The following is a 24,451-nucleotide window of genomic DNA, read 5'->3' on the forward strand; positions in this document are numbered from 1 at the left end:
GATTTGAGGAGCAACTTGGTGAACGAAAATAAACAATATTATGTATTTTATTTTATTCTCTTTTTTGCATGGTCTTCTGTATATACACTGGTCGCGATTTATCTCAGTGAAGAAGCGGGGTTTAAATTGGCGGAGATCGGCACGTTGATGTCCTTTCTGCCAATAATCACTTTGGTATTTCAACCCATCTGGGGCGCGTTAAGTGATCGCACAGATCATAAAAAGAGACTTCTTTCAGGAATCATGGGTGTCAATTTGATATTGGCACTTATGATGACTTTTTTCACCAGCAAACTTGCCATTATACTGGTGTATTGCCTGTATACTGTTTTTTTATGCGCTCAAAGTCCAATGACAGATGCCATGGCAATCGCATATGTGAATAGAACAAAGCAAGGGTCTTACGGGAGTATCAGAGCATGGGGATCGGCGGGCTATGCAATCGGATCTATGATGGTGGCGCAAATTGTTTTTTATATGGGTCTAAAGTCTATATTCTATATAGCTGCGCTGGGATTTATAGTGAGTCTTTTCTTGCTAAGTCGCATAAAAGAACACAAAATTAAAGTGAGTAGAACGCACTACCTTAAAGATTTAGGGAATCTGCTTAAGCGCAAAGAATACGTTTTTATTTTAGTATACAGTTTTCTCTTTTCGGGTTCATTTTTTGGTGGAGAGCAGTATTTGGGGCTCTATTTCAGATGGCATGGTATCCCTGTTTCCAAGATCGGATTTTTGACTTTTATTGCAGTATGTGTGGAAGTGCCTTTTATTTTTTATTCAAAACGCCTAATCAGGTCTTTTGGAATTGTACCGTTGATGTTATTGATGAACTGTGTTTCTATACTCAGAATGGGTATTTTGAGTTTTGGAAACCATTGGGGTATCTTTATAATCTCCAGTATTTTAAGGGGCGTTATTGTGGGCATCTTTATTCCACTGTTTATCGAGGTGATTTCAAGTATGACACCCAAAGCACTTTCTACATCGGCAATTTCTATTTATTCCGCAGTTTCCAGTGGTATTGCCACGTTTACCTTCACGCTTCTTGGAGGCTTCTTAGCAGATCAATTGGGGTATCCCTTCTTATACGGCACTTATGGATTTGTGGCGTTGCTGCCTTTAATACTTGTCCTTCTATTTCGGGGCATGTTGTCAAGTGCTTTAAAAAGTTAGAGGGTTCGTGCGAAACTGACTTAGGATACTAAAACCATAAAGGCATGATCAAAAATAAACGAGAGCGACAGTCACGTTTTAGGGATGATTGTCGCCTTTCTTGTAATAGGAGAGGAGCAGTTGTTTAAAATCTTCAGCTGCATGGGAGAGTGTGCGCCTCTTGTTGATCAAAAGATGCATACTGCGTTCAATATGAATGCCCTTAATTTTAAAGGCTCTAAGGGGGAGTTGTTTACTAAAAACCTCAAAAACAGTTTGAGATACATAAGCGAATCCAACACCTCGTGAAACTAAAGAGAGCATTAGGCCTAGATCGTCTGTGACCACAACGGTTTCTAAAAGCGAAACATCATGTCCTTGCTCGACCAAATGTCTTTGAAAATCTATACGGGAACCCGATTGTTCTGATCTAGAAATAAGGTTATACTGTAATAGTTCAGTGTAGGATATAACCTCTTTGATATCGGAATCCATCGGACATATGAAAATCAAATCATCTTGAAAGAGCGGTAGACAGATAAAGCGATCGCTTTCGACTTTCATGCCGACAATGCCCAAATCAGCAGCCAAGGAACAAACATCTTCAATGATGACCGTTGAGCTTTTTTCTTCTACGACAAAACGGACTTCGGGATGTATGGCTTGAAAATCACTTATAGCTCTTGGCAACAAAATAATATTGGGTGTTGAGCTAGTGGAGATATGTAGCGATCCTGTTATTTTAATATCCGAAGCGGTGAGCTGATGCAAAGCTTTATTTTTCATATTAATCATATCAAGGGCATAGTTTAAAAATTCCGTCCCCCTCGGCGTCAAATTGACTTCTTTTGATGTTCTGTCAAAAAGGGACAAATTCAATTCTTTTTCAAGATTGGAAATATGCAAACTTATAGTGGGTTGGGATAGATAAAGTGCTTTGGCAGCTTTTGAAAAATTCTTGTATTTAGCAACATTTACAAAAGCTTCTAACTGCCTAAAATCCATTGAAAATCACCTCTTTAGAGTATTTTACCATACATATTATGATTTAGATAGTTGTCGTTTAAGGGCGTTAAAAAGACCTTTTGAGTTAAAAGGTTAGCGCGTATACTTGAGTAAAGGGGTGATTCGGTGAAGGTGCAGAAAAAGGAAAAAAAAATTATTATGGGGTTGTTGGTGCTCATTTTAATAACAGCGGTATCTTACAATATTTTGATGATTATTTCAGGTTATAGACCCGTCAGAGATCTATTTCATTTTTTGAGTCTGGCTGTTGTTGGCGGACTGATTTTTATGGTCAAATATGAAATTTCAAAACGCGAAAAAATAATGCAATATTTAAAATCACAAAACACTCAGCTCTTAATGGTATTTGATGAATTGCCATTTGGCCTATTGACTGAGGAAATTGATACAGGTGTGATTACTTATTGGAATCAATGGCTCTCAGACAACACCAAAGTTTCCAAAGAAGAGGCATTTGGTAAGCGTTCAGAACATATTTTTAAATTTGAGAACTTTGAAATTTTAAAGACATTGAAGGCGAATGAAAAATTTCCTTTATATGAAGGCCTTTATAAAGATGCTACAGATGCAGAACGCATCTATCAAATATCTAAGATCGAGATAGAAGACTTCAGCGATTTAAATATAAGGATCATTGTGGTCAATGATGTGACTGAGTACAGGCATCTTGAAAAGAAAGTATTGCAATCTGATAAAATGAATGCGATTGGTCAATTGGCAGGTGGCATAGCCCATGATTTTAACAATCAACTCATGGGCATCGCTGGACATGCAAGTCTTATGCTGGCAAATTCTGAAGGCAGTTCTAGGATCCACGTGGAAAAAATACTGCATCAAACAGGCATTGCATCAGAATTGGTCCATAAACTTTTAACTTTTTCGAATCAGAATATTCACTTTGAAAAATTTGTCAACGTACAAAAGGTTGTAGAGCATGCACTTGCTTCTTTTCACGACTCAGAGCATAAGCTCATTCAGATTCAAAAGTCAATGAAAGCTTCTAATTGCTATGTCTTGGGAGATGAAGCCTTCATTGAAAGTGCATTTCTAAATATTATTAAAAATGCCTATGAAGCCATTGAACTAGAAGGCCATATCCGCATAGCTGTCTATGAGCAATTATTGAGTGATGATGATCTTGCAGCTTACTATCAGGAATTAGAAGCGGGGACGTATTGCATTGTTGAAATAGAAGATTCGGGTCAAGGTGTGATGGCGAGTGAAATCACCAAGTGGTTTGAACCTTTTTATACGACTAAACCCTTCGGTGAAGGTCACGGGATGGGTCTTTCAGCTGTATATGGGACGATCACAAAGCATAGTGGCGGTATTAAAGTCGAAAGTCATCCTCACATTGGCACCAAAGTCTCAGTGGCGCTTCCAATCATAAAAAAGAATCAAGTCAATAAAAAATACGCGATTATGATTTTAGATGATGATGAAATTGTATGTGAAATCATTGAAGCGGTGCTGTTAGAAAACGGCTATAGCAATGTTAAAGTTGTCAACGATACGCAAACGCTTAATTTAAACCAAATCATACTGTTGGTTACAGATCGAAATGTACATTCGGATTTTCATGCATTTTTGGAAAAGACATTTAAGCGATACCCCAATATAAAAATGGTCGGCATAAGTGGTTACTTTACAGAAGAAGATTATGCACTTGAACAAGGGCATCCCAATCTTAAACTCCTTGAAAAACCCATAGAAACGCGGGTTTTAAACAAGACGATCGAATTCCTTTTAGGGTGATTCGAAAAGAAAAGAGGTGGTTGTAAAGATAGCGTGTGGACATCAGAGTTCACAAAATGTTCATACACAGTCTATAAATTTCATAAAAAGAGGGTTGACAGATGATTATTATAGCTGTAAACTAAGAACAATAAATAATAACCGACTAAATCAGTTGGAATTGAAGATTCAGTTTAAATGTGTTGAAGAAGGAAAGTAAGTCAAAGGAAACTCACAGAGAGAAAATCATTGGTGGAAGATTTTCAGGGAAATTTGATTGAAGTGCCCTTCGGAGCAATGTACCGAACTAACAGTAGGCTACATCGGGATCTCCCGTTATAGAGATAGGGCATCAAGTGCTTGAAAGTGGGCTATTAGCCAATTAGAGTGGAACCGCGGAGTATAAACTTCGTCTCTTATAGAAATATAAGAGGCGGAGTTTTTTTTATTGTAGATCATAAGATTTGAGCCGAAAGACTTGAAGCGGAATGTTTAACCGCTGAAAGGTGTCAGCGAAAATCGGTTTGAGACAACGAAGATGGCTCAAATATGATTAAGCAGATCATAAGATTTGAGCCGAAAGACTTGAAGCGGAATGTTTAACCGCTGAAAGGTGTCAGCGAAAATCGGTTAGACGAGGACATGTCTGGCAAAACAATCTGACAAGGAACTGAGGGCTTGATGTCTAAAGTTTCATATTTGAAAATAAACATCTCACTTTAAACTGGATATCTTATGAGAAAGCTTCCTGTATAATTTAAATAGGTCAAGCGATTGACAAAGAAAAATACCTCAAGTAAATTAAGATTATTACTGACCAGACCGTTAGTAAAAAATCAAAAAAATACGAGAGGTATCTAAGATGAATTTTAAAGGCAAAAAGAAAAAAAATCAAGTTATAGCAGCAAATATTTTTGAACAACAAGAAATTTTAAAAAAAATGGAGGCCATAAAAAATAATCTTAAAGCATCCACATGGCATGAATTGGAAACAAAAGGCAAGTTTGATAAAAACGAAAAATTGACTTTTATCAGTGATGATATGCTTGTTTTAGGATGCGATATCGGCAGCGAAACACACTATATAAGAGCGATTGATACCCGAGGCAGAGAACTCAGTAAATCCGCATTTCCATTTAGCAACACACAAGAGGGTTTTGAAAGTGCTAAAGACTGGGCAGTTGAGATAGCTGCGGCGAATGACAAAAAACAGATTGTATTAGGTCTGGAGCCAACAGGACACTATTGGTTCTGCCTAGCGACATGGATGATATCCAATGGAATCAGCGTTGTTCAGGTTAATCCATATGCGGTGAAGCAAACAAAAGAACTAGAGGATAATAGCCAGCTTAAGGATGACATAAAGGATCCGAAACTTATTGCAAATCTTGTAAAGGATGGCAACTTTGGAATGCCATATCTTCCAGAAAAACTGTATGCGGACCTTCGTCGTCTGTCAATGTTCAGGGAACAGTTGAACGAGGATAGAATCCGATTTCTCAATAGGCTTCATCGCGAAATGAAGATATATTTTCCAGAGTATAAGGACGCACTGGGAAAGTTTGACGGCACATTCAGCCTAGAACTTCTAAAAACAGCACCATTTCCAGAGGACCTTGTTTCACTTGGCACTGATGGCATAAGACAGATTTGGCATGATGCTAAGCTTAGAGGACGCGGCTATAGCAGAGCTGAGGAGATTATGAAATATGCCCTCAAAAGTGTTGGCATGAAGGATGGCACTGATGCCAGTAGAATGGCTGTAAAGTGGTTTGTCGAAAGAATTATAGAACTAGACGAACAACTTTCAGAGGTAGAGGAACAACTGAATCAAAAATGCATGGAAATTCCACACGCTGAGAACATCCTTGAAATATCAGGGATAGGAAGTAATACACTTTCTGGAATATTGGCAGAGATGGGCGATATATCGCGGTTTGATGATGTAAAGGAAATACAAAAGCTGAGTGGCTTAGGACTTGTGGCGTGTAGCTCAGGTAAGCACAAAGGGAGAACCAAGATTAGTCATAGAGGACGCAAACGGCTGAGATATTGGTTATTCCAGGCTGCTAAGTGTGTAGTGGTCCATTCGGATGAGTTCAAAGAACTTCATGCGTACTATACGACGAGGCTTGAGAATCCACTTAAAAAGATGCAGTCGCTGATAGCCATTGCTTGCAAGGTACTTCGTGTGATATACACAATGCTTACAAACGGCACGGTGTATGACCCTAAGAAGTTGAAAGCGGATATAAAGAGACCGACTAAACTGAAAGCAGTTGCTGCATAACAGAAACAAGAAAATAGTATTGTCAATCCAGACCCTTGCTGGGATTCAGAAAATCTGGATTCGAGCAGGGTTCTGGAAAGCAACCCGATTGAGATGAAGTCGCTATAAGTGCTTTATCAGCAATATGACTAACTGAGAGAATCAAGGTATAGCGTCCAYTGAATATCAGATCCTTGAAGATCAAATTGGTCAGTAAAATCAAAATCTAAAAAACAAGAGCTGTAGCTGGCAGTAGTTATTTCCTTAGGGCAAGACCCTGTTAGAAAGCTTAGCCGGCACTCAGTGTATGAACAGGTGGGACGAAGGAAGTTGGGACATGATCCCATTAGACACGGAAGGTTCACCATCATAGCTAAACAGAGGAATCACGGCCTTTATAGAGTATTACAAGCGGATGCTTATTAAGCTGTACCCATTTTAGCTATTCAGTACATGATATCATGACTGTTCTACACTTTTAGCTCTGGTTAGCGAGGTAACTATTTAAACCAAAGCCTTAAAAATCAATGATTTTAGGCTTGACAATATAGGAAGGTAATTCTATAAACCAAAATCTGATACAGAAAATGAGGAAATATATGTATTTAATGTGTATAACAAATTAGAATTTAATTAGAATTCATAAAGATTATTTACTATTAAGTTGATTAATGGTAATCTATTCATGTTCATATGATTTGTGCAAATCAAATATGTGTTTTTTTCAAATTGTGCATTTTTACAACATTAGCTGTTGGATTAAAGCCAATAGAAGGTTTTGTATTTAGTTTCGGTTTTGTACAACCAATCATGTATGTTCCTCAATATAACACTTGAGGCGATGTCCCCCACGTCTTAAAGCGGGGGGGCATATTCCTAATCCAGTGGGATTGCGCAAGGATTACGAAGGTAGCGAAGCGGACTGAGTATACGCTTTGATTGATTTTATAAGACCCTATACTGCTGTTACTTAATTACAATTTTGGTTCACTAGGATACGCTGGTCTGTTTCAGAAGTTTGGACACTTAATTCCAAACTCACACTTGAATTTTTAAAGGGATTTTAAAGTAAATATATCATTAAAAGACAAAATATTCATTCCAATAGAGCTCATAACTTTGGTATTAATTTGTCTTAAGGAATGTTTTGAATACTCTAACCCCATATTTTGATTGTTTGCACAACGAAAGAGTTTTATGGAAATCTTTGAGAAAAACCCCTTAAATAGGTGGATATAGAAGTAAGAAGGAAGGAGCCTTATTATGAACTTTTATGCTTTTTTAAAAAAATATAAAAACTTGTGGTTATATTTAATTATTTTATTAGTCGCTATTAAATTTTTTTCTTTTCAAACGACTTACCAATACATATCTAATTGTCCGAAACAAAACTCTATGGATAGTAATTGGGAAAATTATATTCCTAAGTATAATGATACGTCAACCAATGATTTTTTAAATTATGATGAAATGTTTTTAGCTACGAGTATAGGCGTGCCAACAGTAGTAATTAGCAAAGAAAATCATATGCTTTTATTCAATAAAACTCAAAAGATATTTATTTATTTACTTGATTGGAAAGAAGGGGCTGAGAGTGTAAACGCTTTATATGTATATGTAACAGATGGAAACATTGAAGATTATAAATTAGATGATTTTCTTGGAATTGATGCTTCATTATTATCAGGGTATTTCAGATAAAAAGTGATTGATAGAACCATTATATTCGAATTCTGTGTAAATTCTCACATAACCTTTGCCATTTTTGTTTAAAAGTGTCCTAACAGCATCTCTAATATTATTATTGATCATTGCTGCAGCTTCACTAACTCCTGAAAAAACTGATCCAAAAGAAACATAGCTACGAGTAAATAAATATAATTTTAACCATTGCTCAATCTCTGAAGAACTTGAATTTCCTTGTATAGTGATCCATCGGAATGCGTAAGTTTACAATAGAAAAAAATTATGATAGTATTTTAATTGACATCAATTAAATTAAAAAAAGAGAGGTGGAATATGAAGAAGCAAAGTTTTTTTATAGGAATATTAATTTTGGGGTCCGTGTTTTTAAATTTTAATGCTTATACTGTTAAAAATGAAATTGTAGATAAAACTTGTAATATTGTTTTGGGTTATAGTAAAGATTTAGCTTTGAATATAAATGAATCGATTTTAGAAAAAAAATGGATAACTGATTCAGATGAAAAAGAAAAAATTGCTAAACTTTCAGAACTTATATACAAATATTCTCGAGATGGTTCTAATTATGATATTTCAGATAAATATTACTTGAAAAAGTTTGATTCATTAAATTATTTTGAAGAATATACATATCGAATTAATATGATTTTGAATCAAAATATCGTAACACTTGATGACATTGATTATATTGAAGCAATAACCAAAGAGTTGCATCAATAAAAAACAAGATGTTGAAAAATCGCCTCACAATAATTAAGCTGTCCCCATTTTTAGCTATTCAATACAAGATATCATGACTGTTCTGCACTTTTAGCTCTGGTTATCGAGGTAACTATTTAAACAAAAGCCTTAAAAATCAATAATTTCAGGCTTGACAATATAAGAAGGGGGTATTCCCTTTTTTCTCAGTTGAAGACACAAACAATACTTTCAAAAGTAAGCTTGACGATGCTGGCATGAGTCGAGCATGTCGCGAGTTGGTAAGTGCATCAGTAATGGGCCAATGAAGAGTTTCTATGGACTTCGAAAGACGGAAATGTTTTATGGCAAAAGATTTCAATCTATGGATAATCTGATGGCATAGATTAAAGTATACTCATCTTCTATAACTAAAACAGGTTTCAAAAAAAACTTAAGTGCTTAGCTCTGATGGTATATCGAAACCAAGCACTTAAAGCTGCATAAACTTTAATCAATTAATTGTCTACTTGAGAAGGAGCAGTTCAATTTGCAACAGCTCTTTTGTTAATGTAAAACGGGATGATCAATACCTACAATTTCGACTTTTTTGATTACCATATGGATATCGAAAGTGATATCCAGCTGAAGTTTAAGGTTGTTTGCATTTTGACCGGTATTGTGGATCATATCACAAATCCTTTCTGCTGCTTCAGCAGTTCCATCATTTTTGAATATTAAAGAAAATATTGAAGGTATAATTAACCCCCAAATACCTGAAGCAGCAGTTAATGCAGATACTGCAATTCCAGTGTATGCGGCTCCTCCTGAAGCTTCCGATCTAAAATAATCTTCCAATTTTCGTAAGTTTGCATAAGTTGCTGAAGAGCTTTCTACATCAGCCCATGTTAAAAGGTTTGAATCTGTAAATGCCATTTGTATATCTCCTTTTATAATTTTATTAAATTGATCAATTTGATAGTAATAACTATAAAAAAGATAGAAAGTAAACTCATTTAAAAAAAACATTTAGAATTAGATTTTTCTATGGAGAGTTTCTATTTTACCCCAATACTTCCTTAATGAAGATAACGTTGAAAAAAATTTCGATTGCGATCATCATAATAAAAAACGGTAGGGTATGTTATAACTTGACTTTTGCAGCAAAACAACAAAAAAACACCCTTGATCCCATTGCAAACAGTGGGATTCAAGGGTTTCTTTTTTTGCGTTTTTTTGTAGCGTAAATCTATCTCGTTTTGGTTTCTGAAATATTTTTTTTAATCTGTTGAAGTGTTCTTATCTTCGTTGAAAAATCAACATTTGTCACGTCTCCGATATCCTTTAAAACTTCATCGTAATAATCAAACAAGTAATAGTTTTGATCTACATTTGTACATGTACATTTGCTTAAACTGTCGATGATGCGTGTGATGGTGTGTTTGCCATCCATTTTAAACTCTAAAATCCTAGCAAGCACCAAAGCTATGAAGCATGTTAAGAAATGTGCTTTGATGTGGTCTTGTGTTGAAACATATACAGGTCTCGTTTCAAGATCACTTTTGGTAACCTTAAAGGATTCTTCTATCTTCCAAAGGCCTCTGTAGATTTCAATCACTTCACTGGCACTCTTCTTGTATTCGCTTGTGATGAGCACGTAGTAGCCATCAAGAGCCTCTTGCGCTTTTATTTTCTCCTCATCAAGGCTTAAAGCAGTTATATCAGCAATTTCGCCAGTATCTTTTACAAAACTAAGGTTCTTCACATATCCAGCAGCCCCATAGGATGTAGAGCGATTATAGTTTGAAGGTGTTTTTATAAGCTTCTTAGCTTTTTCAATGGCTTTAGCGCGTTCCATCCTAGCTTTCTTCGCATATTTTTCGCTATAGAAAACCACTTGCTTGGCATCGATGGTTTTCTTTTGCTTTTTTCCAGAAGTCATGGTAACCCAAATTTCAGTCGGGTAAATGCGTTCCTTCCACTTATAGTCATCCCCTTTAAAAACATAGCCCTCTTCATCTAAAATATAGTCTTTTAAAGCTTTGTTGGCGCCTCTAGCGGAGTAACTAAAAACAAAGCCATCGTTTGCTGAAAGTGTGTACTGAATGTTGTCACCTGTGGACATCCCTTTGTCAGCAACCACGATGACTTTTCCTAAATCAAACTCTTTTTTCATTCTAGAAAAAGTGGGTCTGTAGGTGAGACAGTCATTGGTATTGCCTGAATAAAGATCGTAGGTAATGGGGATGCCGTTGGTGTCCATGAAAAGGCCCATTTGAACAATGGGGTTTGGACGATGCTCTTTGCTGACGCCTTTGCACCTAAAAGCATCTTCACAATCCGATTCAAAATAATAATTGGTGACATCGTAGTAAACAAGGCTGGTATCTCGTCCGTAGTTTTCTTTGACTTTTTCATTCATCCATAGCTGCAACTCATTGCCTTTTTCATTGAAAAAACTCAGTGCGCGGTAGACGTCATCAAGAGAGTAATGAGCGTTTTCAAAAAAATCATTTCGCTGATCATAGGCTTTCTTTTTAGAGCCTGGGTTAAGGAGTCTTGAAAAAACAAGGAGCTTCATGATGTTATTGGTGCTCGCCTCAATCTTCGTTGAACGTTGGCGATTGATGAGAAACTTGTCAATTTCAAGTGTGTGGTAGATGGCGCTGAAAGCGGCATAGCCAAAGTTTTTACGGTTGTTGGTGCCGACTTCTAATTTGTCATTAGATTTGTACTTAACAAGAATATCTGAATTTTCAAAAGCTTTTTTTTGATTCATTTCGCAGATGATTTTTTCGTAATAAGCAATGGGATCTTTAAACTTTTTTTCTAGTTCATCTAAATAGCCTAGACTTTCAATGGTTCTTGATTTAGTTTTTTTAGTTGTTTTATCTCGATAGCTTTCAACAATAGAAAGATAGACACGTCCTGTGTGTTTTTGATTAATTTTACGTAGAAACATATTATTACTCCTAAACAAAGATATTACAATTATACCATAATAAATCACTTTAATCCATAATAAAATGAAAGAAAAATAAAATAAAAAATCCCTAGACCAGTTAAAACAACTTTAGTCTAGGGATACCTATGTATTATTTTGCTGCAAAACTCGGGAGTTTATAGATATAGGAATAACAGCAAACTCGCGAGCGATCTATGAATTTGCCTCTTGATTCACCCATCTGAATATGGTACAATTTCGTTAATTGAATGCTAAATGTATGGATAGGAAGAGTAATTTGTAGAGAACGCGTAGAGAGCTGATGGTTGGTGAAAATCAGTGTTTTGAAGCAGATGAACATGGCCCTTGAACAGAACACATGAAAATGCAGTAGTGTGTTACGGATTTGTACACGTTAAGGTACAGCTGATAGATTAGATCAGCACGAGGATATCACAGTGATGTGATATCAAAGTAGGGTGGTAACACGACATTGACTTCGTCCCTTTGGGGGAGCGAGGTTTTTTTGTTTTTGTTTACGAAATTTTGGTTGACACTCTAACCAATAATGAGGTATCCATAAAATATACGGGAGGTATTATGATGTCAAAAGGCACTTATTATGTAACAACACCAATTTATTATCCGAGTTCTAAACTTCATATCGGGCATACGTACACCACTGTGGCAGCAGATGCAATTGCTCGATATAAGAGAGTGACAGGTTATGATGTCATGTTCTTAACGGGAACAGATGAGCATGGCCAAAAGATTCAAAATGTCGCTAATGAACTTGGCAAGACGCCAAAAGAATTTTTAGATGTGGTTGTGGACGAAATTAAATCGCTTTGGCAAACCATGGAGATTTCATACGATCACTTCATCAGAACCACAGATGATTATCATGAAAGACGTGTTCAAGCGTTATTCATGACGCTTTATAACAAAGGCGATATCTACAAAGGGGAGTATGAAGGCCTTTATTGTACACCATGTGAGTCGTTCTGGACAGAATCACAACTTAAAGAGGGCAAATGTCCTGACTGTGGCAGAGATGTACAAGTGACAAAAGAAGAAGCCTACTTCTTTAAACTTTCCAAATACCAAGATCAATTATTGGCACTTTTCGAAAACAATCCAGATATTTTAGAGCCAAAGTCGAGAATCAATGAAATGGTGAACAATTTCATCAAGCCAGGCCTTGAGGATTTGTGTGTTTCAAGATCGACGTTTGATTGGGGCGTTCCGGTACCAATCGATGAAAAGCATGTGATCTATGTTTGGCTTGATGCGTTGAGTAATTACATCACAGCACTGGGTTATCCAGAAGTTAAGGATGGTGACTTTGCAAAATACTGGCCAGCAGATGTCCACCTTGTGGGCAAGGAAATTGTCAGATTCCATACTATCATTTGGTTTGCAATCTTGATGGCACTTGAGATCCCTGTGCCTAAAAAAGTATTTGGACATGGCTGGATACTGCTTGAAGGTGGCAAAATGTCAAAATCCAAAGGCAACATTGTCGATCCAGTGGTTTTAATTGAGCGCTATGGTGTGGATGCGCTTAAATACTTTTTGCTTCGTGAGTATACCTTTGGACAAGACGGTATTTTCACCAATGAAGTGTTGCTTGGTAGAATCAATTCTGACCTTGCCAATGATCTTGGTAACCTCGTGTCTAGAAGTATTTCAATGGTTGAAAAATACCGTGATGGCGTTGTGCCTGCAATCGGCACTGCCACAGAATTTGATGCAGATTTGAAGCAAGTCGCTACCAAAGCTTATCTTGCACTGGATAAAAAAATGGATAATTTAGACTTCTCAGGTGCTCTTGAAGAAATCTGGAAAGTCATCAGAAGGACGAATAAATACATCGATGAGACAATGCCTTGGGCACTTGCAAAGGATGAAGCAAATGCATCACAATTGGATTCGGTGCTTTACAATCTCATGGATAACATCAGGCTGATTTCAATCTTAATTCAACCTTTTATGATCCATACTTCAAGAGGTATTTGGACTCAAATTGGTCTTGTTGAAGGTGAAGCAACACAGTGGGAAGCCGTTAAAGAAGCGAACTTGTACCCTGTTGGGACAAAGATTGAAAAGGGAGAATCTCTCTTCCCGAGAATTGATATTAAGGCAGAACTTGAAGTACTTGAAGAGATGGCGGCAGCCAAAAATATAAAAGAGTTTCCACCCATCAAACCAGAAATTACAATTGATGATTTTTCAAAGATTGATTTGAGAGTGGCGACAATTCTTGATGCAAAGCCACATCCCAATGCAGATAAACTTTTAATACTTTCTTTAAAAGTAGGCAATGATAAAAGGCAAGTGGTTTCGGGGATCGCTAAACACTATAAACCTAAAGATATCGTGGGTAAAAAAGTGATCATTGTGGCAAATCTCAAGCCTGTAAAATTAAGGGGAGAGCTTTCTCAAGGTATGATTTTAGCAGCTACAGATGATGCCGATTTCTTGACACTTGTGAGTGCAGATATAGAGGATGGCAATATCGTTTCATAGTTCGTGTATTAAGGACAGTGTTTTATGAGAAATTCTTTATAGAAAAAGACTTTGAATTTTATAAATGCATTGATATGACAGATAATAGCTCAAATAATATGAGTTTAGAGGCTTTTTGATACCTCTAAAAAAAATTGAGAAAAGCGAATAATGTTATTGACAGAATTAAAAGATAAGTACAATATAGTAATAAATACAAAAGGCATTTAGCCAATTGACAGTTAAATTAGGATTAATTAAGTGGCAACGACGTCACTCAAGTGGCGTTAAGTCGCACTTTTACAAGTGAATACCAGAACATAGAGGATGACGCAGTGGAGAGGTTTACTGATGTCGTCCTTTAATTTTAATATGGGGGAGCGGGATAGATGAAGTATATTGTTAAACGGTTATTGGGGACGATTCCGATCGTTCTAGGCGTAAGTCTATTGCTTTACATCATGCTCAATATTGTACCTGGTGATCCAGTGGCATTGATGATGGGAGAGCATGTCAATGCAGATACCATCGAGAGAGTAAGGGCACGCATGCACTTGGATGACCCGCTTTTGGTGCGGTTCTCTAAATATGTTTTAGATGCGCTTAAAGGTGACTTAGGGTATTCGTATAAATTGAAGCGTGAAGTTTCAACATTGATTTGGCAAGCTTTTCCGAACACAGCGATCCTTGCTGTCGCTGGCGCCATGGTTTCTTGGATAATTGGCATTCCAGCAGGTGTCATCTCAGCAGTTCGTAAAAATTCAGCAGTGGATTATGGTGTTATGACCTTTGCACTGATTGGTGTATCCATGCCTGTATTCTGGTCAGGTCTTTTATTCCAATATTTTTTTGGGCTCAAATTGAAATGGTTGCCGATTTCGGGTTTTGATGGACTAAACATCAAGTATATCATCATGCCTGCCATTGTCCTCGGCTGGAGTTCTGCGGCGACGATTGCCAGATTAACGCGTTCGAGTCTTCTTGAAGTCATGAGTGCGGATTATATCAGAACTGCAAGAGAGAAAGGTCTGTTGAGATATCAAGTGGTTATGAGACATGCGCTTAAAAATGCATTTTTACCTGTGCTCACCGTAATGACCATTCAGATCGCTTCACTTTTATCGGGGGCAGTGATCACAGAGACTATTTTTGGGATTCCAGGAATTGGTCGAATAGCTGTTAGTGCGATTCAAACACGCGATATGCCTCTGTTACAAGGGAGTGTTATGTTCACGACCATTTTAATTATTTTAGGAAATTTGGTGGCAGATATTTTGTATGGCTTTTTAGATCCTAGAATTAAATACAATTAGGGGGATTCATGATACAGAAAACACAGTTTTTTAAAGAAATTGCACTAGAGAGCAAATTAGGAAGACTTACGCCCTTTGGATTTGGTCGCAAGCGCTTAAAATACATGATGTCCGTTGAGGCCACAGAGGCAGGTAAAAATAGTGATTTGGATGCTTCAAAGGATTCTAAATCTTCTAAATCTTCTAAAACTTCTAAATCTTCTAAAATGCCAAGTAGTGAGCAACCCCCACGCGATGCAGAGGATTTGGTGACTGATGAAGGCTTTTGGCAAGCGCTTTTTAAGAGCATCTATCGTGACAAAAAGGCATTAGTCGGCTTAATCATGGTATCGCTATTTATTTTAATTGCCTTGTTTGCCCCATGGATTGTGCCGCATGATCCCTATGCTGTGGATATGGAAAAAGTGTTGACCGCTCCCAATAAGGCTTATGTCATCGGCACGGATTTTCTCGGTAGAGACATTTTGAGTCGCATCATATATGGTGCAAGAATTTCGCTTATGATCGGTCTTGTGCCCACATTGATCTCTCTTGCAATTGGGACGTTTTTAGGGATGGTATCTGGCTACTTTGGTGGCAAAGTGGACTATGTGATTATGCGGCTTGCAGATGTGTGTATGGCATTTCCTTCATTATTGCTTGCCATGGTTGTCATGTATACACTGGGTGCATCACTCTTTAATATATTCATAGCGCTGAGCATTGTGAATTGGGGGAGTACTTCGAGAATTGTTAGAGCTCAAACCCTTTCGATAAAAGAAAAAGAATTTGTTGAAGCAGCCCGCTCTATCGGTGTAGGGCGATTTAAAATACTTTGGCGTCATATATTGCCCAACTGTATCCCTTCCTTGATTGTTTTGTTCACTTTGAGTGTGCCAGAAGCCATTATGTCTGAAGCGAGTTTATCCTTTTTAGGTGTAGGGGCTCAACCTCCAACGCCAAGCTGGGGCTTGATGATTTCCAGAGGAAAAGAATTTCTTTTTTCATCGCCATGGGTGGCTATAACACCAGGTATCGCTATCTTTTTGGTTGTGATTGCCTTTAACTTTATTGGCGATGGCCTAAGAGACGCCCTAGATCCTTATACCAAACATTAAGAAAGCGAGGTGGAAGCATGAATGAGACTGTGGTAGAGATTCAAAACCTCAAAACCTATTTTGAAACGGATAAGGGCTTTAATCCCGCTGTGGATGGCGTTTCTATGACGCTTGAGTCCGGTAGAATCATGGGGCTTGTGGGGGAATCCGGTTCTGGGAAAAGCATGACTGCAATGTCTATACTGGGGCTGATTCCAAAACCTTTTGGTCAAATATTGCCAGAGAGTAAAATTTTATTTGAAGGTGAAGATTTGACTAAGTTAAGTGAGAAAGAGCTCTCTAAAATAAGGGGCAATAAAATAGCAATGATTTTTCAAGAGCCTATGACCTCTTTAAACCCTGTTTACACAGTGGGCAAGCAACTGATGGAACCTCTTAGGCTGCATAAAAATTTATCCAAGCGTGAGGCTAAGGTTTTAGCGCTTAAGTATTTAGAGCAAGTGCGTATTCCAGATGTTGAAAAGCGATTTGCTTCGTATCCGCATCAGCTTTCAGGCGGCCTTAGACAACGCGTTATGATCGCTATGGCACTGACTTGTGAGCCCAAGCTCATTATTGCAGATGAACCGACGACTGCACTGGATGTGACCATACAAGCACAAATTTTAAAGCTCTTAAAAGATATACAAGTAAGGCTTAACACCGCTATTTTATTTATAACACATGACCTTGGGGTTGTGGCAGAGTTGTGTGATGATGTCTGCGTGATGTATGCAGGTGAAATTGTGGAAAAATGTGATGCACGTAATCTCTTCGAAGCACCGCTTCATCCCTACACGATAGGCCTTTTGAAGTCATTGCCTAAAATTAACGAAGATGTGGAAGCTCTTTACTCCATTGAAGGCATGGTGCCAAACCTTGTCAATACACCTGTGGGATGCCGATTTGCACCGCGTTGTGACAACGCTAAGGCTATTTGTTTCAATAAACTACCACCACGTATACGGATGGCAACACAGCACGAGGTTTTATGTTGGCAATACGATGAAAGGGCGTGGTTAGATGAGTGAGATCTTATTAAGTGCAAAACACTTGAAGAAATATTATCAAATTTCAAGCAGTACTTTGTTTTCAAGCCATGCGAATAGGGGCATTGTTAAAGCTGTTGACGATATTACACTGGATATTCCAAGAGGGAAAACGCTCTCGCTGGTGGGTGAATCGGGTTGTGGTAAAAGTACACTGGGCAGAACGTTGATCAATCTAATTGATCCTACTGAAGGGGAAGTCTTATTTAATGGCAAAAATATATATGCTTTTAATGCGCAGGAGGAAAAAGCCTTTAGAAAAGCCGTTTCTATTATTTTTCAAGATCCCTATGCTTCTTTAAATCCACGGATGAAGGTTAGAGATTTAATTGGCGAACCGCTTCTAACACATGGCATGAAGGCTAAAAAGGAGCGCTATGAACGTGTAAATGAGCTCATGAAGATCACAGGACTCAAGGCAGAATATGCAAATCGCTATCCGCATCAATTTAGTGGAGGTCAAAGACAGCGGATTGGTATCGCAAGGGCACTTGCGCTCAATCCAAGTTTGATTGTGTGCGATGAAGCGGTTTCCGCACTGGATGTATCCATACAAGCACAAATTCTAAATTTGCTCAAGCAATTACAGAGAGATTTTAATTTAACGTACCTTTTTATATCGCATGATTTAAGTGTCGTACGCTATGTCAGTGATGAAGTTTACGTCATGTATTTAGGACAAATTGTAGAGGCGGGTACTCCAAAAGCCTTGTTTGAAAAACCGATACATCCGTATACACAATTTTTGATTAACGCGGTGCCAATTGCAGACCCGAGTATAAGAGATCGTGAGAAGATGATACTCGAAGGGGATTTGCCCAGTGCTATTAATCCCCCTTCTGGTTGTAGATTTAGAACAAGGTGTCCTTACGCAACCGAAATTTGTGCAAATTCTTGCCCAAAGCTTATAACGCAGGGAGAACGGAAGTTTGCTTGTCATCATCCATTGATGTAAAAAAAGATGCATCCGTTAGATATGAGGTATCACGTACTTTACGTAAGTGGGTCATAGGATAGAGGTGGTCATTCTAACGCGCATTTTTATATAAAATAACGCAATAAGAGGGGGTATAAAATGAAAAAAAGGTTAATGGCACTGGTACTTGTATTTGTGATGATTTTTGCATTGACAGCATGTGGTGACAAAGACACGGCGCCAGGGAAGGAAAAGGTTGTCTTCACAGTACCGTATGAAAAAGATCCAGGCACAATTGATGTGGCGAAGACAACAGAATATTACGGCCTACCGCTGAATGTCTTTGATCGCTTGGTTGAATCTGCAACAGTAGGGCCAGGAGAAAGCAAGCTCATACCAGGACTTGCAGAAAAATGGTCGGTTAGTGAAGATGGGTTAGTGTACACTTTTAATCTTAGAAAAGGGGCTAAATTTCACAATGGCGACGAAGTAAAGGCAGAGGATGTGTACTTTACTTTCGACAGAATGCTCAATCCTGAAACAGAAGGGCTCAATACAGATTTCTTTGATATGATTCAAGGGGCTCAGGCGAGAATGAATGGTGAAGCAGAGGCAACAACGGGAATCAAAATTGTGGACGATTACACGATAGAGATCACACTGGATGCGCCTTTTGGACCGTTTGTTGCAGGTCTTGCCACACCAGCGGGTTCTGTTTACTCTAAGAAAGCAGTGGAAGCTGCTGGCGATCAGTTCGGGGTGGATCCTGCATTGACGATTGGGAGTGGGCCTTTTAAAATGACGGACTGGGTGGTTAACGACAAAATTGTGCTGGATACCTTTGTTGATTATTGGGCTGGAAGAGCACAGTTTGATCAGCTAATTTATAAAATCGTTCCAGATGCAGAAACGGCTAGAATGTTGTTTGAAAACGGCGAAATAGACACTTTTGACTGTGATATGGCAAGAAGTCAGATTCCCTATTTTGAAGCGCATGAGACTTGGAAAAACAACATCGTTTCTGGACCAAGAGTGGGTGTTTACTACATTTGTTTAAATGAAGCCATTGCACCACTTGATAATGTAAATGTGAGAAAAGCTTTACAAATGGGCATTGATCGAGAAAATATTTTAAAGCAAATGTACTATGGAAAAGGCGTCCTTGTCAATGGGGTTATACCTCCAGGCTTATATGGCTATAATAAAGATTTACCAGCGATCACATATGATCCAGAAAAGGCAAAAGCACTTCTTGCAGAAGCAGGTTTTCCAGACGGATTTGAGATGGAGCTTACACAAGTAAGTGATAATGCATCAACTTTAAAAATTAATGAGATTGTGCAGTCTGACCTCGCCAAAATAGGCATCAAAATAAAGATTACTCAACTGGATTCTTCAACGTTCTTTGGCATTAGAAAAACGGGTGAATTGCCAAGTTACTTTAACAACTGGTCAGCGGACTATAATGATCCAGACAACTTCATCTACACTTTCTTTGATAAAGACAATGCTTTTGGAAGATCCTTTAATTATGTGAATGATGATGTTCAAACTAAAATCGAAGCAGCGCGCATCATGACGAACCCTGAAGAACGCATTGCGCTTTATCAAGAGATTGAAAAGATCGTCGTACAAGAGGATGCAGCTTGGATTCCACTATTTGAACTCGAGCACCTTTTTATTGTTCAACCGTATGTCAAAAATTATACAGTGGCATGGAATGGCTGGTCTGACCAATCTTTCTATAATATAGTCATTGAAAAATAGGGCATATAAAATAGAAACGGTTCATGTTTTTTTCTTAAAAGCATGAGCCTTTTTTCTGATCTTAGATTGTAGTTTAGATATAAAAACATTATTATAGAGTCAAAGGCACGAAGCAAATATAGACTAAGATTATGTAGGAGGCGAAAATATAATGGAAAAGTTAACCCTATCTTCAAGAATAAAAGCGATCAATTACAGTTTCAGTGGCACTATGGGGGTTTACGCAAATGATTTTAAGGGCAATACGATTGAAATGCATGCGGATGAATGTTTTGAAACCGCAAGCTGTATTAAGGTGCCTATTTTAGCAACGCTTTTAAGACGTGTGCATGAGGGAAAGATCAATCTAAAGGATAAAATAAGCTACACACAAGAAAATTATGTCAATGGCAGTGGCATTTTAAGAGCGCTTAGCATGGGTTTAGAACTCTCTATTTTAGACTTTGCCACACTGATGATTATTGTAAGTGATAATATTGCGACCAATACCCTTATTGAGCTGTTAGGGATTGATACGGTTAATGAAACTTGCGAAATGTTGGGTCTTAAAGTGACAAGACTTCATAATAAAATTGATTTCGAAGCTTATAGACAGCTTGGTACAACCACGCCTCGTGAATATGCTAAAATTTTCGAGCTTGCATATGAAAAGAAACTTTGGAACGCAGAGCTGAGTGATGTATTTGTAGAAATCCTTAAAAAGCAACATTATAACACGATGCTTACCAAAGACCTGACGCCCTATTATTTTAATTCAGAGGATACAGGAGATGAAGAACTCATCTCCATTGCCTCTAAAAGTGGCAGTATGGACGCTTGCAGAAATGATGGTGGCATATTCTATACCCCTTATGGTGGCTATGCCATTACGATTTTAACGAAGGAATTTCGTGATCCACTTTATTATTCTGAACACGAATCCTATCAGTTTGGTCCGAAAGTGAGTCGCTTGATACTGGATCACTATTTGTCGCTTGAAGGATCGTTTTGATGAGATGAGTTTTAAATAAAATAGTAAAATTCGCCCGTTCTCCAAAGCATCAATGATGTAGCTTCATCACTTACGATCAAGATCTCCCATCATTTTTTCAAGTCCAATAGGGTCTAGCGGCCTTGAAAAATAGAAACCTTGGAAGAGTGAGCAGCCCAGTTTTTCCAGAAGGTCTTTTTGGGTCTTTGTTTCGACACCTTCCACGATCATAGAGAGCTTGAGATCTTGAGCAAGTGTGATCATCGATTTTAAAAGGTAGTATTCCTGAGAACGATCGTGGATACGATCTATGAATGATTTGTCAATTTTAAGCGTACTGATGGGGAGTTGACTTAAATAGTTTAAAGAGGAATAACCCGTGCCGAAGTCATCAAGGGCGATGGTGTAGCCTGAGTTTCTCAAATAATTGAGTTTATCGATGACTAAATCAAAGGATTCAATTAAGACACTTTCTGTGATTTCAAGACATAGATTTTGTTTTGGAAATTGAGTGGATTCTATTATGTCATCAAGTTGATTTATAAATTGGTCTTGAATAATCTGCTTTGCAGAGACATTCACGGAGAGTTTCAAACTTGTATCGTTTAAGACGTAAGGCTGTATGCCTTTGCAAGCCATTTCAATTACTTTTGGACCGAGTTCGACTATAATGCCAGTCTCTTCAGCAATGGGGATAAACCTTGCAGGTGATATTTGACCAATTTGTGGGTTGAACCATCTAAGAAGCGCCTCAAAGCCGTAAAGTTTGTTTTTTGAAAGGTCATAAATAGGTTGATAGTAAACGATAAATTCATCGGTTTTAATGGCACTATAGAGCAGATTACTGATAACTGTTTTTGACGTAACGTCGTCCGTCATGTGATCATCGTAGACTGCGGATTTACGAATGCCTTTCATCTTGGCATGATAAAGTGCAGTATCGGCATGTTTTAATAGAACTTCTGGATGAAGTCCATGTGTTGGATAGCTGGATATGCCTACATTATAGCTGATGTGAACGGCATTTTCGACATAGTGAAAGGGCGTTTCAAAAGTGGCTCTAATTTTTCCGAGCATGTCACTTTGGGGTAAATGATGAAAAGGATCTATCAATAAAAATTCAGGTCCATTAATTCTATAAATTTGAACGCCTTTGAACTGGACTTGCATCCTATTGGCAATGGCTTTTATGATTTCGTCTCCCACAGAATGACCATAGGTGTTGTTGATTTCTCTAAATCCGTATAAATCCATAAAGTAGAGATCAAGTGCATGCGTTGGAAATTTTTGAATGATTTCAAATAGATCTTTAATCAATTTAGACCGATTGGGAAAACCCGTTAAAATATCATAAAAGGTATAAGATTCTATTTCAAGATCTTTTTGTTTTTGTGGATGAATCCAGCTGTAGGATCCTGCAATTCGGATGATTTTACCGTGCTCATCTCGTAGAGAAAGTGAACGCGATAAAAACCATTGATATTCTCCTTTGTAAAAGTGTCTGAATTCCATGGAAAAATAGTCGATTTGGCCGTTCATGAGATTACGATGTCCGCTGATGATTTGTGCTTTATCATCAGGGTGAACTTGTTCGTACCATTCTTCAGGTTTATCTGTAAAGCTATAAAATTCTGGATACGCCATAATTTTAGAATCTGAAAAATGACGTTTTCCAGAGTGCATATCTAAATCCCAGAGCACTTCATTACTAGCGTCCAATATGAGTTGAAAGCGATTGCGTTCACTGACAAGTGCTTCGTTTTGAAGTTCAAATTCTCGAACTTTGTCGACTAAAGCATCATCAAGATGTTCTAATCTCTTATTTTCTTCGAGAGCAGAATGGAGTTCAAAGGTATTGTCTTCAACTTTCGAAAGGAGTGCGTTTCTTTCTGATTCCGCTGTCTTTGCGATTTCATCATTGAAGCGTTTAAGATCGAATCCGATATAGGCACTCACAATAAAGTAATTGAGTAATGCTATAAGGTGAATGTTTGTAAACTGAAATATGGACTGATAATTTTTATAGGCGAAGACAAAAAAGAGATACATGGTGACCAGTATAAAAAGCACCATTTTTTTATAGTCGCGATAAAGCGTTAGATAGGAAATATACCATGTCAAACTCAATAATATGATGAAAAAGCCTTTATAATCAATGAAAATAAAGGTTTGCAAAATTACATAACCTACCATAAAGGCGTAAATGGCGGCCAATTGATGTGACTCAGATTTTACCAATTGTTTTATGCCAAGAACAAAGATGAGAGCAGTTAATTGCAATCCAAGAAGGGGGAGTATCAGTGCAATTCGATTTGAAATATTAATGAGTAAGAGGCTGACGAGACTGCTAAATGTACTGAGGACAATTTGAATGATGAGAATGTGTATCATCCAATTGATGAGTTTTTTGCGATATTCTTTAAGCATTGCAATCCCCCTCCTAAAAGCGTTTGAGAGATATATACCCTTAAAATGAGCCTCTAAATATCGTTTTTATAACTTTTGTATGATATAATAGACCATGTTTTTATAACGGTGATTCAGAGCGTGTTTTTTTAGGAGGCCATGAAATGTTATTTGATTCACATGCACATCTAGATGCAAAACAGTTTGATCACGATCGAGATCTTGTCATCAAACGTGCACGGCTCAATGAGGTCTCTTATATTATGAATCCAGGTGCGGATTTTGAATCCAGTGTAGAGGCAGTCGCACTTGCTGAAAAATATGATTTTATTTATGCTGCGGTGGGCGTGCATCCCCATGACGTTGAAACAATGGATGACAACATGTTAGCGTTGCTAAAAGCCATGGCTCAAAAGGAAAAAGTGAAAGCGATTGGAGAAATTGGACTGGATTACTATAGAGATTTATCGCCGAGACCTCTCCAAAAAAAATGGTTTATCGCACAACTCAGGCTTGCGAAATCACTTGATATGCCTGTGATTATTCATGATAGAGATGCAAATGACGATGTGCTCCGCATCTTAAAGGAAGAACAAGCTTTTGAAACGGGTGTTTTGATGCATTGTTTTTCGGGTAGTAAAGAACTTGCGAGGCAATATGTTGCGCTTGGGGCTTATATCTCCATTGCAGGGCCTTTAACTTTTAAAAATGCGCGAAAGACGATTGAAGTTGTCGAATCCGTTCCGCTAGAGCGACTGATGATTGAAACAGATTCGCCTTATTTGACACCTGAACCCTTTAGAGGAAAGCGCAATGAATCCATGTACGTAAAGCACGTCTGCCAAAAGATAGCAGATATTAAAGGGATTGCGTATGAAAAATGCGCTGAAATTACACTTAATAATGCGAAAGCATATTTTAAAATAAAATAGAAAA

17 protein-coding genes and 2 other annotated features are annotated in these 24,451 nt (G+C 37.8%); of the genes, 13 read left to right on the forward strand and 4 right to left on the reverse strand.

The annotated features are described in order from the left end of the window. The first annotated feature begins 18 nt into the window (after positions 1–18). Positions 19–1,176, forward strand: coding sequence for an MFS transporter (locus F3D3_RS04420; protein WP_069871573.1), 1,158 nt, complete (start codon positions 19–21; stop codon positions 1,174–1,176). A 78-nt stretch (positions 1,177–1,254) separates the two neighbouring features. Here F3D3_RS04420 and F3D3_RS04425 read toward each other — a convergent pair whose 3' ends face one another. Further along, positions 1,255–2,160, reverse strand: a complete 906-nt coding sequence (locus F3D3_RS04425) for a selenium metabolism-associated LysR family transcriptional regulator (RefSeq protein ID WP_069871575.1) — start codon at positions 2,158–2,160, stop codon at positions 1,255–1,257. A gap of 126 nt (positions 2,161–2,286) precedes the next feature. Here F3D3_RS04425 and F3D3_RS04430 point away from each other — a divergent pair, with 126 nt between their 5' ends. From F3D3_RS04430 to F3D3_RS04445, 4 genes are all read left to right on the forward strand, one after another. Continuing rightward, positions 2,287–3,936: an ATP-binding protein gene (locus F3D3_RS04430; RefSeq protein ID WP_069871576.1), complete on the forward strand. Its 1,650-nt coding sequence runs from the start codon at positions 2,287–2,289 to the stop codon at positions 3,934–3,936. A 173-nt stretch (positions 3,937–4,109) separates the two neighbouring features. After that, positions 4,110–4,335, forward strand: a binding site (T-box leader). 442 nt (positions 4,336–4,777) lie between these two features. Continuing rightward, positions 4,778–6,205, forward strand: a complete 1,428-nt coding sequence (locus tag F3D3_RS04435) for an IS110 family transposase (RefSeq protein ID WP_084388820.1) — start codon at positions 4,778–4,780, stop codon at positions 6,203–6,205. A 1,242-nt stretch (positions 6,206–7,447) separates the two neighbouring features. After that, positions 7,448–7,885: a hypothetical protein gene (locus F3D3_RS04440; protein ID WP_069871578.1), complete on the forward strand. Its 438-nt coding sequence runs from the start codon at positions 7,448–7,450 to the stop codon at positions 7,883–7,885. 318 nt (positions 7,886–8,203) lie between these two features. Further along, positions 8,204–8,608, forward strand: a complete 405-nt coding sequence (locus F3D3_RS04445; protein WP_069871579.1) for a hypothetical protein — start codon at positions 8,204–8,206, stop codon at positions 8,606–8,608. A 525-nt stretch (positions 8,609–9,133) separates the two neighbouring features. On the opposite strand, the gene F3D3_RS04450 is transcribed toward F3D3_RS04445, so the two are convergent. Together F3D3_RS04450 and F3D3_RS04455 are read right to left on the reverse strand one after the other, a co-directional pair. After that, the gene (locus F3D3_RS04450; protein ID WP_069871581.1) at positions 9,134–9,502 is read right to left on the reverse strand and encodes a hypothetical protein; all 369 of its coding nucleotides are present in this window, start codon (positions 9,500–9,502) and stop codon (positions 9,134–9,136) included. A gap of 313 nt (positions 9,503–9,815) precedes the next feature. Continuing rightward, positions 9,816–11,528, reverse strand: a complete 1,713-nt coding sequence (locus F3D3_RS04455) for an IS1634 family transposase (protein WP_069870979.1) — start codon at positions 11,526–11,528, stop codon at positions 9,816–9,818. Between the two features lie 254 nt (positions 11,529–11,782). Further along, positions 11,783–12,020 (forward strand) — a binding site (T-box leader). A gap of 93 nt (positions 12,021–12,113) precedes the next feature. Here F3D3_RS04455 and metG point away from each other — a divergent pair. From metG to F3D3_RS04490, 7 genes are all read left to right on the forward strand, one after another. After that, complete coding sequence (metG, locus tag F3D3_RS04460) at positions 12,114–14,039, forward strand: methionine--tRNA ligase (RefSeq protein ID WP_069871582.1); 1,926 nt, start codon at positions 12,114–12,116, stop codon at positions 14,037–14,039. Positions 14,040–14,407: 368 nt separating this feature from the next. Beyond that, complete coding sequence (locus F3D3_RS04465; protein WP_069871584.1) at positions 14,408–15,331, forward strand: ABC transporter permease; 924 nt, start codon at positions 14,408–14,410, stop codon at positions 15,329–15,331. An 8-nt stretch (positions 15,332–15,339) separates the two neighbouring features. Further along, a complete protein-coding gene (locus F3D3_RS04470; protein ID WP_242877076.1) occupies positions 15,340–16,428 on the forward strand; it encodes an ABC transporter permease in 1,089 nt (362 codons plus the stop codon). A gap of 17 nt (positions 16,429–16,445) precedes the next feature. After that, positions 16,446–17,438 carry an ABC transporter ATP-binding protein gene (locus tag F3D3_RS04475; protein WP_069871586.1) on the forward strand — a complete coding sequence of 331 codons (993 nt, stop codon included), beginning with the start codon at positions 16,446–16,448 and terminating at the stop codon, positions 17,436–17,438. Then, positions 17,431–18,411 (forward strand): ABC transporter ATP-binding protein, encoded by a 981-nt coding sequence (locus F3D3_RS04480; protein WP_069871587.1) that lies wholly within the window; start codon positions 17,431–17,433, stop codon positions 18,409–18,411. Before F3D3_RS04475 ends, F3D3_RS04480 begins: the two co-directional genes overlap by 8 nt. Before the next feature lie 120 nt (positions 18,412–18,531). Further along, on the forward strand, positions 18,532–20,139 hold the full coding sequence (locus tag F3D3_RS04485) for an ABC transporter substrate-binding protein (RefSeq protein ID WP_069871589.1): 1,608 nt from the start codon (positions 18,532–18,534) through the stop codon (positions 20,137–20,139). Positions 20,140–20,290: 151 nt separating this feature from the next. Then, entirely contained in the window at positions 20,291–21,130 is an 840-nt protein-coding gene (locus F3D3_RS04490) for a serine hydrolase (RefSeq protein WP_069871591.1), read from the forward strand. Between the two features lie 66 nt (positions 21,131–21,196). Here the strand turns inward: F3D3_RS04490 and F3D3_RS04495 are convergent, their stop codons facing one another. Continuing rightward, positions 21,197–23,536 carry a bifunctional diguanylate cyclase/phosphodiesterase gene (locus tag F3D3_RS04495; RefSeq protein ID WP_069871593.1) on the reverse strand — a complete coding sequence of 780 codons (2,340 nt, stop codon included), beginning with the start codon at positions 23,534–23,536 and terminating at the stop codon, positions 21,197–21,199. Positions 23,537–23,679: 143 nt separating this feature from the next. Here F3D3_RS04495 and F3D3_RS04500 point away from each other — a divergent pair, with 143 nt between their 5' ends. Further along, positions 23,680–24,447, forward strand: a complete 768-nt coding sequence (locus F3D3_RS04500) for a TatD family hydrolase (RefSeq protein WP_069871595.1) — start codon at positions 23,680–23,682, stop codon at positions 24,445–24,447. Positions 24,448–24,451: the final 4 nt, after the last annotated feature.

Origin of the sequence: Fusibacter sp. 3D3 (assembly GCF_001748365.1) — a bacterium.
Taxonomy (GTDB): domain Bacteria; phylum Bacillota; class Clostridia; order Peptostreptococcales; family Acidaminobacteraceae; genus Fusibacter_A.

Bases quoted from the DNA above. Each gene is read 5' to 3' on its own strand.
- F3D3_RS04425 (WP_069871575.1), bottom strand. From the start codon at position 2,160: ATGGATTTTAGGCAGTTAGAAGCTTTTGTAAATGTTGCTAAATACAAG.
- F3D3_RS04435 (WP_084388820.1), top strand. From the start codon at position 4,778: ATGAATTTTAAAGGCAAAAAGAAAAAAAATCAAGTTATAGCAGCAAAT.
- F3D3_RS04440 (WP_069871578.1), top strand. From the start codon at position 7,448: ATGAACTTTTATGCTTTTTTAAAAAAATATAAAAACTTGTGGTTATAT.
- F3D3_RS04445 (WP_069871579.1), top strand. From the start codon at position 8,204: ATGAAGAAGCAAAGTTTTTTTATAGGAATATTAATTTTGGGGTCCGTG.
- F3D3_RS04450 (WP_069871581.1), bottom strand. From the start codon at position 9,502: ATGGCATTTACAGATTCAAACCTTTTAACATGGGCTGATGTAGAAAGC.
- F3D3_RS04455 (WP_069870979.1), bottom strand. From the start codon at position 11,528: ATGTTTCTACGTAAAATTAATCAAAAACACACAGGACGTGTCTATCTT.
- metG (WP_069871582.1), top strand. From the start codon at position 12,114: ATGTCAAAAGGCACTTATTATGTAACAACACCAATTTATTATCCGAGT.
- F3D3_RS04465 (WP_069871584.1), top strand. From the start codon at position 14,408: ATGAAGTATATTGTTAAACGGTTATTGGGGACGATTCCGATCGTTCTA.
- F3D3_RS04470 (WP_242877076.1), top strand. From the start codon at position 15,340: ATGATACAGAAAACACAGTTTTTTAAAGAAATTGCACTAGAGAGCAAA.
- F3D3_RS04475 (WP_069871586.1), top strand. From the start codon at position 16,446: ATGAATGAGACTGTGGTAGAGATTCAAAACCTCAAAACCTATTTTGAA.
- F3D3_RS04480 (WP_069871587.1), top strand. From the start codon at position 17,431: ATGAGTGAGATCTTATTAAGTGCAAAACACTTGAAGAAATATTATCAA.
- F3D3_RS04485 (WP_069871589.1), top strand. From the start codon at position 18,532: ATGAAAAAAAGGTTAATGGCACTGGTACTTGTATTTGTGATGATTTTT.
- F3D3_RS04490 (WP_069871591.1), top strand. From the start codon at position 20,291: ATGGAAAAGTTAACCCTATCTTCAAGAATAAAAGCGATCAATTACAGT.
- F3D3_RS04495 (WP_069871593.1), bottom strand. From the start codon at position 23,536: ATGCTTAAAGAATATCGCAAAAAACTCATCAATTGGATGATACACATT.
- F3D3_RS04500 (WP_069871595.1), top strand. From the start codon at position 23,680: ATGTTATTTGATTCACATGCACATCTAGATGCAAAACAGTTTGATCAC.